Origin of the sequence: Thiobacillus denitrificans, from assembly GCF_001530125.1 — a bacterium.
In the GTDB taxonomy this organism is placed as follows: Bacteria; Pseudomonadota; Gammaproteobacteria; order Burkholderiales; family Thiobacillaceae; genus Thiobacillus; species Thiobacillus denitrificans_C.
Map to the genome: position 1 here is coordinate 48,088 of NZ_LDUG01000007.1, position 12,790 is coordinate 60,877.

Sequence of the window (12,790 nt, forward strand, 5' to 3'; positions counted from 1 at the left end):
TCATGATGAGTCTGTACACCCGCCGCGTCTGGATCAACCGCATCGGCATCGCTCTGTCGATGGTCGCGATGAGCCTGGGGCTGATCGGGTTGCTGTGGATTTTGTGGACGCTGTTTTCCAGGGGCTTTGCCGCGCTGAGCTGGGATTTGTTCACCCAGGACACGCCGGCGCCGGGGTCCGAAGGCGGCGGCCTGCGCAACGCCATCGTCGGCAGCGGCCTCATCCTGTTTTTTTCCATGCTGATCTCGACGCCGATCGGCATTCTGGCCGGCATCTATCTGGCCGAGTACGGGCGCATTTCCCGGTTTGCGTCGTTCACCCGCTTCATGACCGACATCATGCTGTCGGCTCCCTCCATCGTCATCGGCCTGTTTGTGTATGCCTTGTTCGTAGCGACCACCGGCGGATTTTCAGGTTGGGCGGGGTCGCTGGCGCTGGCGCTGATCGCCATCCCGGTGGTGGTGCGCACCACTGAAAACATGCTGAAACTGGTACCCACCAGTCTGCGTGAAGCGGCCTTTGCGGTAGGTGCGCCACGCTGGCAGGTGTCGCTCAAAGTGACGCTGCGGGCAGTCAAGTCGGGCGTGGTGACCGGCGTATTGCTGGCGATGGCGCGCATCACCGGCGAGACCGCGCCGCTGCTGTTTACCGCGCTGAACAACCAGTTCTTCAGCACCAATATGGCCGAACCGATGGGTAACCTGCCGGTGGTAATTTATCAGTTCGCACTGAGCCCGTATGACAACTGGGTCAATCTGGCCTGGGGTGGCGCATTGCTAATTGCCATCCTGGTGCTGGCGGTCAATATCGGTGTCCGCGTCATTTTCCGCAACAAAGTCAAACGTTAATTTCTCCGGAGCTTCACGATGCCCGATCAAGCCCTGCCCACCGGCGAAAATGCTGCCCTGCAGGTCCGCAACCTGGATTTTTTCTACGGCGATTTCAAAGCTCTCGTCAATGTCAATATGGACATCGCCAACAAGAAGGTGACGGCCTTCATCGGGCCGTCCGGTTGTGGTAAATCCACTTTGCTGCGTGCCTTCAATCGCATGTACGACTTGTATCCGGGGCAGCGTGCCGAAGGCCAGATCCTGTTCCACGACAAGAACCTGCTCGACAAGAGCCAGGACGTGAACCTGGTGCGCGCCAAGATCGGCATGGTGTTCCAGAAGCCGACGCCATTTCCGATGACGATCTATGAAAACATTGCTTTCGGCGCGCGACTGTACGAGCCCATGTCGAAAAGTGCGATGGACGATCGTGTTGAATGGGCGCTTAAGAAAGCTGCGCTGTGGGGCGAGGTGAAAGACAAGTTGCAACAGAACGGCCTGTCGCTTTCCGGTGGCCAGCAGCAGCGTCTGTGCATTGCGCGCGCGGTCGCGGTCAAGCCAGAAATTGTATTGCTGGATGAACCAACCTCGGCGCTGGATCCCCTCTCCACCGCCAAAATCGAAGAACTCATCAACGAGTTGAAAAGCGAATACACCATTGCCATCGTCACCCACAACATGCAGCAGGCTGCGCGGATTTCCGACTTCACGGCGTTCATGTACCTGGGCGAACTCATCGAGTTCAACGAAACCGGCACTATCTTCATGCAGCCGGGCAAGAAGCAGACCGAAGACTACATTACCGGCCGATTCGGCTAATCCCTCTGCGCGCGCAGCGGGTTCGGCGGTTGACCGGCGGGCGCGTTGCGCTTACCATCGCGCACTTTTGTTCGGCAGACTCCCATGCGCAAGAAGCTCGTAGCCGGTAACTGGAAAATGCACGGCAGCCTGGCGGAAAACGCCGCGTTGCTGGCCGCACTCAAACCCGCCCTGTCCGGTATCGAGGCCGTGGTGTGCGTGCCTTTTCCGTATCTGGCGCAGGCGCAGGCCGAACTCGCCGGTTCGTCGATTGCCTGGGGTGCGCAAAACGTATCCGAGCAGGCCAAAGGTGCTTTCACCGGCGAAGTGTCGGCCTCCATGCTGCTCGATTTCGGCTGCACCTATGTGATTGTTGGTCATTCCGAGCGGCGCAGTCTGTACGGCGAATCCGACGCGCTGGTGGCGAGCAAATACGTGGCCGCGCAGGCAGCGGGCTTGACGCCTATTCTGTGCGTGGGTGAATCGCTGGCCGAGCGCGAGTCGGGCGTGACCGAAGCTGTCGTCGCGCGTCAGCTCGATGCCGTGATCAACGCCGCCGGCGTGGCGTCGCTGGCCAAGGCGGTGGTGGCATATGAGCCGGTGTGGGCAATCGGTACCGGCAAAACGGCTTCACCGGAGCAGGCACAGGCGGTACACGCCTTCATACGCGGCAAGATCGCCGCACTCGATGCGGGCGTGGCAGACCAGCTGGTGATCCAGTATGGGGGTAGCGTAAAAGCCGCGAATGCGGCAGAATTGATGGTTCAGCCGGATATCGATGGCGGCCTGATTGGCGGCGCTTCTCTGGTCGCTGACGAGTTCATCGCGATTTGCCGCGCGGCAGCCAAGTAAGAGTCAAAATATGGAAACCTTGTTCTGGATCGTTCACGTTATCGTTGCCATCACGGTCATCGCGCTGGTGCTGCTGCAGCATGGGAAAGGCGCGGACATGGGCGCGGCGTTTGGCGGCGGATCGTCCGGCAGCCTGTTCGGCGCGACCGGTTCTGCCAATTTTCTGAGCCGCAGCACCGCCATCGTGGCGACCCTGTTTTTCCTGACCAGTCTGGGGCTGGCCTATTTCGGGCTGCAGCAGCACAAGCCGGCCGCCAGTGTGCTGGATCGCACATCGGTGCCGGCGACAGCGACGCAGCCCGCTGCGCCCGCACAAATTCCAGGCCAGGGCAACGGCTCGAAAGCGGGTGACATTCCGCAGTAAACCAGCAGAACACATTGGGGCGCAAGCCCTTTGGCCGACGTGGTGGAATTGGTAGACACGCTATCTTGAGGGGGTAGTGACCTAGGTCGTGCGAGTTCGAGTCTCGCCGTCGGCACCATCAAATTTCCTGATTCATTCATTAGCGTTCGCTATCGAATAAGCTTTTGATTTTTAAGACAAAAATACCAATTTTTCGGCTTGACAGTCGAGCCGCTCCGCTAATAAACTCGGGTCATAATCACTCAATAGCCTGAAATAGGCATAACGGAGGACCCCGGTGCTGGAGAACTACCTCCCCATTCTGTTGTTCGTTCTGGTCGGGCTGGCCTTTGGTGTTGTCCCCATCGTTGCAGGCGGCCTGCTGGCGCCGAATCGCCCCGATAGCGAAAAACTCTCCCCCTACGAATGCGGCTTCGAGGCATTCGAGGATGCGCGCATGAAGTTCGATGTGCGCTATTACCTGGTAGCCATTCTTTTCATTCTGTTCGACCTGGAAATCGCCTTCCTCTTTCCCTGGGCCATTGTGCTTGAGGAAATCGGCCTGGCAGGTTTCCTTGCCATGATGATGTTCCTCGGCATCCTGGTGGTTGGTTTCATCTACGAATGGATGAAGGGGGCGCTGGAATGGGAGTAAGGGTTTTGAACCCAGGGGCGTCAGTCAAGCTTGCCAGGAGGATCCGGTCATGAGCATCGAAGGCGTTCTCGAGCAGGGCTTTGTCACCACCAAGGCCGATCAGCTGATCAACTACATGCGCACCGGCTCGATGTGGCCGATGACCTTTGGTCTGGCATGTTGCGCGGTGGAGATGATGCACGCCGGCGCCGCGCGTTACGACCTCGACCGCTTCGGCATTGTGTTCCGTGGCAGCCCCCGGCAGTCCGACGTGATGATCGTGGCGGGCACGCTGTGCAACAAAATGGCGCCCGCGTTGCGCAAGGTCTACGACCAGATGGCCGAGCCGCGCTGGGTGATTTCCATGGGCTCCTGCGCCAACGGCGGCGGCTATTACCATTATTCGTATTCGGTGGTGCGGGGATGCGACCGCATCGTACCGGTCGACATCTATGTTCCCGGCTGCCCCCCCACCGCGGAGGCGCTGTTGTTCGGCATCATCCAGCTGCAGAACAAGATCCGTCGCACCAACACCATCGCCCGCTGATTGCCCATGCCCCAGACTGTGGAAGCTCTTTCTTTGTCGCTTGAAATGGTGCTAGGCGATGCGCTGGCGCAGTCGTTCGTTCGTTTGGACGAACTGACGCTGGTCATCAAGTCGCAGCATTACGAATCGGCGATGCGCACCCTGCGCGACCATCCCGATTGCCGCTTCGATCAGCTGATCGACCTGTGCGGCATGGATTACTCAGGCTACGGTGCGGATGGTGGCAGCGACGGGTCGTGGGACGGCGCCCGCTTTGCCGTGGTGGTGCATCTGCTGTCGGTGTCGAGCAACCAGCGGGTGCGGGTGCGTGTATTTTGCCCCGAAGACGACCTGCCGGTGGTGGCCTCAATGGTCGACCTCTGGCCATCGGCCAACTGGTATGAGCGCGAAGCCTTCGACCTTTATGGCATCGTGTTTGAAGGCCATCCCGATCTGCGTCGCATTCTTACCGACTACGGCTTTATCGGCCATCCGTTCCGCAAGGATTTCCCGCTCTCCGGCAACGTCGAGATGCGCTATGACCCAAGCCAGCAGCGGGTGATTTATCAGCCGGTGTCGATCGAGCCGCGCGAAATCGTGCCACGCATCGTGCGCGACGAAAGCTACGGAGATGTGCGCTGATGGCCGAAATCCGTAACTACGCTAGATTAATGGGTGTTGTCCCGGAGTGTTCAAATGGCTGAAATCCGGAACTACACGATGAACTTCGGTCCGCAGCATCCGGCGGCGCACGGCGTGCTGCGTCTGGTGCTGGAGCTCGACGGCGAAGTGATCCAGCGCGCCGATCCGCACATCGGCCTGCTGCATCGCGCCACCGAAAAGCTGGCCGAGCACAAGACCTTCATCCAGTCGGTTCCCTACATGGACCGCCTCGACTACGTGTCGATGATGGTCAACGAGCATGCCTACGTGATGGCGATCGAGAAGCTGCTGCAGATCGACGTCCCCGAGCGCGCGCAATACATCCGCGTGATGTTCGACGAGATCACCCGCGTGCTGAATCACCTGCTGTGGCTGGGCGCGCACGCGCTCGACGTCGGCGCGATGACGGTATTCCTGTACGCCTTCCGCGAGCGCGAAGACCTGATGGACTGCTACGAGGCGGTCTCCGGTGCGCGCCTGCACGCGGCCTACTACCGTCCCGGCGGCGTCTACCGCGACCTGCCCGACACGATGCCGCAGTACGCGGCGCAGCACACCCGCAACGAGGCGACGATGAAGTCGATGAACGCCAACCGCCAGGGTTCGCTGCTCGACTTCATCGAGGATTTTACCCAGCGCTTCCCGACCTATGTCGACGAGTACGAGACGCTGCTGACCGACAACCGCATCTGGAAGCAGCGCACCGTCGGCATCGGCGTGGTGTCGCCCGAGCGCGCGCTGGCGCTGGGCTTTACCGGCCCGATGCTGCGCGGCTCCGGTGTCGAATGGGACCTGCGCAAGAAGCAGCCCTACGAAGTCTACGACCGCATGGATTTCGACATTCCGGTCGGCACCAATGGCGACTGCTACGACCGCTATCTGGTGAGGGTCGAGGAAATGCGGCAGTCCAATCGCATCATCAAGCAGTGTGTCGACTGGCTGCGCAAAAATCCGGGACCGGTCATCGTCGAGAACCACAAGGTCGCGCCGCCGTCACGGATCGACATGAAACAGAACATGGAAGAGCTGATCCACCACTTCAAGCTTTTTACCGAAGGGATGCACGTGCCGGCGGGCGAAGCCTATGTTGGGGTGGAACACCCCAAGGGCGAGTTCGGCATTTATCTGGTGTCGGACGGTGCCAACAAACCCTATCGTCTGAAAATCCGCGCGCCGGGCTATGCACATCTGTCGGCGCTCGACGAAATGAGCCGTGGCCACATGATTGCCGACGTCGTCGCAATCATCGGCACGCAGGATATTGTTTTCGGGGAGATCGACCGCTGATGGCCAATCCCAATCTGAACGACAGCCTTCCGCTGAGTGCTGAATCGCTTGCGCTGATCGATGTGGAGGTCGCCAAATATCCGGCCGACCAGAAGCAGTCCGCCGTGATGAGCGCGCTGCGCATCGCCCAGTCTGAAAAAGACTGGCTCAAGCCTGAAACCATTGAATACGTTGCGGCATATCTCGATATGCCCGCGATTGCCGCGTATGAGGTCGCCACCTTTTACAACATGTACGACACCCAGCCGGTGGGGCGGCACAAGATCACCCTGTGCACCAATCTGCCGTGCGTACTGATGGGCGCGAACAAGATTGCCGCGCATCTCAAGGACAAGCTCGGCATTGATTTCGGCGAAACCACCGAGGACGGCCGCTATACGCTGAAGGAAGGCGAGTGCATGGGCGCCTGCGGCGATGCGCCGATGTGCCTCCACAACAACCATGCCATGCACACGCATCTCACCCCCGACAAGGTGGATGAATTGCTGGATGAACTGAAATGAGCCTGCTGGCGCCCACCCCACAGGTCTGCAGCTGGACGCAGGCGCTCGACAACCCGGGCTCGCTCGCGACCTATGTCGCAAACGGCGGCTATCAGGCGCTGCGCCGTGTGATCACGGAACAGGTTTCCGGCGACGACATCATCGCCGAACTCAAGACCAGCGCGCTGCGCGGACGCGGCGGCGCGGGCTTCCCCACGGGCCTCAAGTGGAGCTTCATGCCGCGCGCGTTCGCCGGCGACAAGTACATTGTCTGCAACAGCGACGAGGGCGAGCCGGGCACCTTCAAGGACCGCGACATCCTGCGCTACAACCCGCACCAGCTGATCGAGGGCATGGCGATCGCCGGCTACGTGCTGGGCGCGCGCGTCGGCTACAACTACATCCACGGCGAGATTTTCGATTGCTACCAGATATTCGAGGCCGCGCTGAAGGAAGCGCGTGACGCCGGCTATCTGGGCGACAAGCTGTTCGGCACCGACTTCTGCTTCCAGTTGCATGCGCACGCAGGTTATGGCGCCTACATCTGCGGCGAGGAAACCGCGCTGCTCGAATCCCTCGAGGGCAAGAAGGGCCAGCCGCGCTTCAAGCCGCCATTTCCGGCAAGCTTCGGCCTCTACGGCAAGCCCACGACCATCAACAATACCGAGACACTCGCTAGCGTGCCGTGGATCATGCAGCACGGCGGCCAGGCATTTCTTGAACTCGGCAAACCCAACAACGGCGGCTCCAAGCTGTTCTCGGTCTCGGGCCACGTCAACAAGCCAGGCAACTTCGAAGTGCCGCTCGGCACGCCGTTTGCCAAGCTGCTGGAGATGGCGGGCGGGGTGCGCAGCGGCCACAAACTGAAAGCCGTGATTCCCGGCGGCTCGTCGGCACCGGTACTGCCGGCCGACATCATGATGGACTGCACCATGGACTTTGACTCCGTCGCCAAGGCCGGATCCATGCTGGGCTCGGGCGCGGTCATTGTGATGGATGAAACCGTCTGCATGGTGCGTGCGCTGGAGCGGCTTTCCTATTTTTATTTCGAGGAATCGTGCGGCCAGTGCACGCCATGCCGCGAAGGCACCGGCTGGATGTATCGCATCATTCACCGCATCGAACACGGGCAGGGCAAGCCGGAAGACATCGAATTGCTCAACAGTGTCGCGGGCCGAATCGGCGGTCACACCATCTGCGCGCTGGGCGACGCGGCAGCGATGCCGGTGCAAAGCTTCCTCAAGCATTTTGGCCACGAGTTCGAGCATCACGTCGAACACAAGCGCTGCATGGACGGAACGGAGCAGTAAGAATGGCCACGCTCAATATCGAAATCGACGGCCGCACGCTTCAGGTTGAAAGCGGCGACACCATCATGGATGCGGCGAATGCGGCCGGCATTACGATCCCGCATTTCTGTTATCACAAGAAGCTGTCGATCGCTGCCAACTGCCGTATGTGCCTGGTGCAGGTGGAGAAGGCGCCGAAGCCGCTGCCCGCCTGCGCCACCCCGGTGACTGAGGGTATGAAGGTGCATACGCGTTCGGAATACGCGATCAATGCACAGAAAAGCGTGATGGAATTCCTGCTCATCAACCATCCGCTCGACTGCCCAATCTGCGACCAGGGCGGCGAATGCACGCTGCAGGATCTGGCGGTAGGCTACGGCGGCTCGTCGTCGCGCTACCAGGAAATCAAGCGTGTGGTGCGCGAGAAAAACCTCGGCCCGCTGATCGCCACCGACATGACGCGCTGCATCCACTGCAGCCGCTGCGTGCGCTTCGGCCAGGAAATCGCCGGCGTGATGGAACTCGGCATGGCCGGGCGCGGCGAGCATGTCGAAGTGATGCCCTTCCTGGAAAATCAGGTGGCGTCCGAACTGTCTGGCAATGTCATCGACCTGTGTCCGGTGGGCGCGCTGACCAGCAAGCCCTTCCGCTACTCCGCCCGCACCTGGGAGCTGTCGCGCCGCCCCTCGATCAGCCCGCACGACAGCCTCGGCTCCAACCTTGAAGTCCACGTCAAGGACAACAAGGTAATGCGTGTGCTGCCGCGCGAGAACGAAGACGTCAACGAATGCTGGCTGGCTGACCGCGACCGCTTCTCCTACGAAGGCCTCAACACGGCCGAGCGTCTGACCCGGCCGATGCTCAAGCACGACGGCCAGTGGGTAGAAGCCACCTGGCAGGCAGCGCTCGAATTGGTCGCGAACAAATTGAAAGCCATCCCTGCCGACCAGATCGGTGCGCTGTCGACGCCGTACCGTCCGGCGGAAGAATTGTTCCTGCTGCAGAAGCTGATGCGCGGACTGGGCAGCGGCAACGTCGACCACCGCCTGAGGCAGTCGGACTTCTCGCTTGACGACAAGGCGCACGGCGGTTTCTGGCTCGGTATGCCGGTGACCTACATGTCGCGCCTCAAGCGCATGCTGGTGGTGGGTTCGAATCTCAGAAAAGACCACCCGCTGATGGCACATCGCATCCGTGAATCGGTGCGCTGGTACGGCCAGCTCAATCTCATCAACGCGGCGGAAGACGAATTCCTCGGCAAGGTGCACGCCAAGCGCATCGTCGCGCCGTCGCAGCTTGCCGCTGCGCTCGCCGGCGTGTGTCGTGCGCTGGCCGAGCTGAAAAACCTGCCGCTGCCCGCTATTGCCGCACACGGCATTGTCGACGACACCGCGAAGAAGATGGCTGATAGCCTCGCAGGCGGCGAAACCCGCGCGGTCTTCCTCGGCAACATGGCGCAGCATCATTCCAGCTATGGGCAGATCCACGCGCTGGCGCAGGAAGTGGCGAAGCTCGCCGGCGCGAGTTTCGGCGTGCTGGGCGAGGCTGCCAACAGCGTCGGGGCGGTGGCGGTCGGCGCGATTCCGGGCTGCGGCCCGCTCGGGCAGCCAGCCGTCAAGGGGCTGAACGCGCAACAGATGCTGGCCAATCCCTTGCGCGCCTATCTGCTGCTGGGGGTCGAAGCCGAACTCGATACCCACGATCCGGTGTCGGCGATGGCCAGCATCAACGCCGCGGAATTCGTCGTGGTGATGTCGCCCTACAAGGGCATGTCGCTCGACTATGCCGACGTGCTGCTGCCGATTGCGCCGTGGACCGAAACCTCGGGCACCTTCATCAATACCGAAGGCCGCGTGCAGAGCTTCGGCGCCGTGGTCAAGCCGCTAGGCGAGACCCGCCCGGCGTGGAAGGTGCTGCGCGTGCTGGGCAATCTGCTGGGACTGGCCGGTTTCGATCACAACGACTCGAAGGACGTGCTGCGCGACGCGATCGGCGATACCCCCACAGGCAGCGTCCAGGCCTTCCTCAATAATGAAGTCAGTGGCGTGACGGTGGCACCACCCCAGACGCACGAAGGCCTGGAGCGCGTCGCCGAGGTGCCGATTTACCAGACCGACGCCGTGGTGCGCCGCTCGCCCTCGCTGCAGATGACGCAGGATGCCACGCTGCCGGTGGCGCGCATGCACAGCCGCCTGATCGCGAAGCTGGGTCTCACGGAAAACGGTCGTGTCTCGGTGCGCCAAACGGCTTGCGCGCTGACCCTCAAGGTGCAGCGCGACGACCTGCTGCCCGATACCTGCGTGCGAATCCCCAGCGGCCATCCGCTGACAGCGGGGCTGGGTCCGATGTTCGGCCCGATCACGGCGGAGTCAGTCTGATGGAGAGCGTGGGCATGGACTGGACCGCCATTCAAACCGTCGTCTGGACGCTGATCAAGATCATGGCACTGGTGATGCCTCTGATGCTGGGCGTGGCCTATCTCACCTACGCCGAAAGAAAAATCATCGGCTGGATGCAAGTGCGCATCGGTCCCAACCGCGTCGGCTTCCTGGGCCTGCTGCAGCCGATTGCCGACGGTCTCAAGCTGTTGATGAAGGAAATCATCATTCCTGCCGGCGCCAACCGCGGATTGTTCATCCTCGGCCCCATTCTGGTCATCGCACCGGCGCTGGCGGCGTGGGCGGTGATTCCGTTCACCGATACGCTGGTTCTGGCCAACATCAACGCCGGCCTGCTGTATGTGATGGCGATCACCTCGATGGGGGTGTATGGCGTCATCATCGCGGGTTGGGCGTCCAATTCAAAATATGCCTTCCTAGGCGCGATGCGTTCGGCGGCGCAGATCGTGTCGTATGAAATCGCCATGGGCTTCGCACTGGTCGGCGTGCTGATGGCGGCGCAGAGCCTTAACCTCATCGACATCGTGCAGGGCCAGTCGGGCGGTCTGCATCAGTGGTACATCTGGCCGCTGTTCCCGCTGTTCGTGGTGTATCTGATCGCCGGCGTGGCCGAAATCAACCGCGCGCCATTTGACGTCGCCGAGGGCGAATCCGAGATCGTTGCCGGCTTTCATGTGGAATATTCCGGCATGGCATTCGCCGTGTTCTTCCTCGCCGAATACGCCAACATGATCCTGGTGGCGACGTTGACGAGCCTGTTGTTCCTTGGCGGCTGGCAGTCTCCGGTCCCCTTCCTGCCCGACAGCATCGTCTGGTTGTTCTTCAAGATCGGCTTCGTGCTGTTCCTGTTTCTGTGGTTCCGCGCCACCTTCCCGCGCTATCGCTACGACCAGATCATGCGTCTGGGCTGGAAGGTGTTCATTCCCATTACCATCGCCTGGATCGTCGTCGTCGGCGGCATGATGCAGACGCCGTATGGTTACCTCTTCCATTGAGCGCGCCATGATCCTAAAAACCGCAGTTGACCGCTTATCATGTTTCAAAGGCCATATGAAAATTGAGCTTCGTGCCTTCGATGCAGTGTGCCCTTTAGGTGAGTTCACTACGCACTCGCTGGCACGTCCAGTCAAGCGCCTTGCTTTGTCGCTCCTCCTTGCCTACCCCGGTAGACAGCGTCATCGCTTCGCGCCAGCCACTCGCCTGAACGCGCCATCGAGTGCGTCCAACTACGGTTTCTAGGATGAAACGGATCACCCAATTCTTCGGCAGCCTGCTTTTGATCGAACTGCTGCGCGGCATGATGCTCACCGGCCGCAATATGTTCGCGCGCAAGATCACAGTGCAGTTCCCCGAAGAGAAAACCCCGCAGTCGCCACGTTTCCGTGGGCTGCACGCGCTGCGCCGCTACCCCAACGGCGAGGAGCGTTGCATCGCCTGCAAGCTGTGCGAAGCCGTTTGCCCGGCGCTGGCTATCACCATCGAGTCGGAGAAGCGCGATGACGGCACCCGCCGCACCACACGCTACGACATCGATCTCACCAAGTGCATCTTCTGCGGTTTTTGCGAAGAAGCCTGTCCGGTGGATGCCATCGTCGAGACGCGCATCCTGGAATACCACGGTGAAAAACGCGGTGACCTGTATTACACCAAGCCCATGCTGCACGCCATCGGCGATCAGAACGAAGAACAAATCGCAAAAGACCGCGCGGCCGACGCAAAGTACCGCTGACGCCGAGCCTTAATCACGATAAACATGACCTATACGACCGCGATTTTCTATTTCTTCGCCGCCATCCTGGTGTTTGCCGGGCTGCGCGTGATCACCGCGCGCAACCCGGTGCACGCAGCCCTTTTTCTGGTGCTGGCATTCTTCACCGCAGCCGGCCTGTGGATACTGCTGGAGGCCGAATTCCTCGCCATCACCCTGGTGCTGGTCTATGTCGGCGCGGTGATGGTGCTGTTCCTGTTCGTGGTAATGATGCTCGACATCAACCTGGACAAACTGCGTGAGGGCTTCTGGGATTACCTGCCGATCGCGGGATTCGTCTCGGTCTTGCTGATGATCGAAATGGCGCTGATCCTCGGCAGCCGCCATTTCGGGCTCGATGTGATGGCCACGCCCGAGGCGCACCCGGCGGATTACAGCAATACCAAGGAGCTTGGGCGGCTGCTGTATACCGACTACATCTACGCGTTCGAGCTGGCCGCGGTGATCCTGCTGGTGGCGATCGTCGCCGCCATCGCACTGACGTTGCGCCGTCGCAAGGACAGCAAATACATCAACCCTGCCGAGCAGGTCAAGGTCAAGCGCAATGACCGGCTGCGCATTATCAAAATGAAAGCCACGCAGAAGCCGGGCGCAGGGGAGGGCGGCGCATGATTTCCTTATCGCATTACCTGGTGCTGGGCGGCATCCTGTTCGCCATCAGCGTGCTGGGCATCTTCCTCAACCGCAAGAACGTGATCATCATCTTGATGGCGATCGAACTGATGCTGCTTGCGGTGAACATGAACTTCATCGCGTTTTCGCATTATCTGGGCGACATCCACGGCCAGATCTTCGTCTTCTTCATCCTTACCGTTGCCGCGGCGGAATCCGCCATCGGCCTGGCGATCCTGGTGGTGCTGTTCCGCAACCTGCACACCATCAACGTCGATGACCTCGACCATCTGAAAGGTTGATGACG

At 60.7% G+C, this 12,790-nt stretch carries 15 protein-coding genes and 1 tRNA gene; all 16 read left to right on the forward strand.

The window, feature by feature from the left end:
• Window positions 1–2: 2 nt before the first annotated feature.
• The 16 genes from pstA to nuoK all read left to right on the forward strand — a co-directional run bounded on the left by pstA (window position 3) and on the right by nuoK (window position 12,785).
• Window positions 3–848 (forward strand): phosphate ABC transporter permease PstA, encoded by an 846-nt coding sequence (gene pstA, locus ABW22_RS02245; RefSeq protein WP_059751583.1) that lies wholly within the window; start codon window positions 3–5, stop codon window positions 846–848.
• 18 nt (window positions 849–866) lie between these two features.
• Window positions 867–1,649: a phosphate ABC transporter ATP-binding protein PstB gene (pstB, locus tag ABW22_RS02250; protein WP_059751585.1), complete on the forward strand. Its 783-nt coding sequence runs from the start codon at window positions 867–869 to the stop codon at window positions 1,647–1,649.
• Between the two features lie 84 nt (window positions 1,650–1,733).
• The gene (gene tpiA, locus ABW22_RS02255; protein ID WP_059751587.1) at window positions 1,734–2,480 is read left to right on the forward strand and encodes a triose-phosphate isomerase; all 747 of its coding nucleotides are present in this window, start codon (window positions 1,734–1,736) and stop codon (window positions 2,478–2,480) included.
• A 10-nt stretch (window positions 2,481–2,490) separates the two neighbouring features.
• Complete coding sequence (secG, locus tag ABW22_RS02260) at window positions 2,491–2,844, forward strand: preprotein translocase subunit SecG (RefSeq protein ID WP_059751588.1); 354 nt, start codon at window positions 2,491–2,493, stop codon at window positions 2,842–2,844.
• A gap of 33 nt (window positions 2,845–2,877) precedes the next feature.
• A tRNA-Leu gene (locus ABW22_RS02265) sits at window positions 2,878–2,962 on the forward strand.
• Between the two features lie 159 nt (window positions 2,963–3,121).
• Entirely contained in the window at window positions 3,122–3,478 is a 357-nt protein-coding gene (locus ABW22_RS02270; protein ID WP_059751590.1) for an NADH-quinone oxidoreductase subunit A, read from the forward strand.
• A gap of 49 nt (window positions 3,479–3,527) precedes the next feature.
• Window positions 3,528–4,004 (forward strand): NuoB/complex I 20 kDa subunit family protein, encoded by a 477-nt coding sequence (locus ABW22_RS02275; protein WP_059751592.1) that lies wholly within the window; start codon window positions 3,528–3,530, stop codon window positions 4,002–4,004.
• Window positions 4,005–4,010: 6 nt separating this feature from the next.
• Entirely contained in the window at window positions 4,011–4,625 is a 615-nt protein-coding gene (locus tag ABW22_RS02280; protein ID WP_059751595.1) for an NADH-quinone oxidoreductase subunit C, read from the forward strand.
• A gap of 54 nt (window positions 4,626–4,679) precedes the next feature.
• Complete coding sequence (locus ABW22_RS02285; protein WP_059751597.1) at window positions 4,680–5,933, forward strand: NADH-quinone oxidoreductase subunit D; 1,254 nt, start codon at window positions 4,680–4,682, stop codon at window positions 5,931–5,933.
• A complete protein-coding gene (gene nuoE / locus ABW22_RS02290) occupies window positions 5,933–6,436 on the forward strand; it encodes an NADH-quinone oxidoreductase subunit NuoE (RefSeq protein WP_059751598.1) in 504 nt (167 codons plus the stop codon). The genes ABW22_RS02285 and nuoE overlap by 1 nt, the downstream gene beginning before the upstream one ends.
• On the forward strand, window positions 6,433–7,725 hold the full coding sequence (gene nuoF / locus ABW22_RS02295) for an NADH-quinone oxidoreductase subunit NuoF (protein ID WP_059751600.1): 1,293 nt from the start codon (window positions 6,433–6,435) through the stop codon (window positions 7,723–7,725). Before nuoE ends, nuoF begins: the two co-directional genes overlap by 4 nt.
• A 2-nt stretch (window positions 7,726–7,727) precedes the next feature.
• Window positions 7,728–10,082, forward strand: a complete 2,355-nt coding sequence (gene nuoG / locus ABW22_RS02300) for an NADH-quinone oxidoreductase subunit NuoG (RefSeq protein ID WP_059751601.1) — start codon at window positions 7,728–7,730, stop codon at window positions 10,080–10,082.
• Window positions 10,082–11,098 (forward strand): NADH-quinone oxidoreductase subunit NuoH, encoded by a 1,017-nt coding sequence (gene nuoH, locus ABW22_RS02305; protein ID WP_059751603.1) that lies wholly within the window; start codon window positions 10,082–10,084, stop codon window positions 11,096–11,098. The genes nuoG and nuoH overlap by 1 nt, the downstream gene beginning before the upstream one ends.
• Window positions 11,099–11,343: 245 nt before the next feature.
• Window positions 11,344–11,832, forward strand: coding sequence for an NADH-quinone oxidoreductase subunit NuoI (gene nuoI, locus ABW22_RS02310; protein ID WP_059751605.1), 489 nt, complete (start codon window positions 11,344–11,346; stop codon window positions 11,830–11,832).
• 24 nt (window positions 11,833–11,856) lie between these two features.
• Window positions 11,857–12,483: an NADH-quinone oxidoreductase subunit J gene (locus tag ABW22_RS02315; RefSeq protein WP_059751607.1), complete on the forward strand. Its 627-nt coding sequence runs from the start codon at window positions 11,857–11,859 to the stop codon at window positions 12,481–12,483.
• Window positions 12,480–12,785, forward strand: a complete 306-nt coding sequence (gene nuoK / locus ABW22_RS02320) for an NADH-quinone oxidoreductase subunit NuoK (RefSeq protein WP_059751608.1) — start codon at window positions 12,480–12,482, stop codon at window positions 12,783–12,785. Before ABW22_RS02315 ends, nuoK begins: the two co-directional genes overlap by 4 nt.
• Window positions 12,786–12,790: the final 5 nt, after the last annotated feature.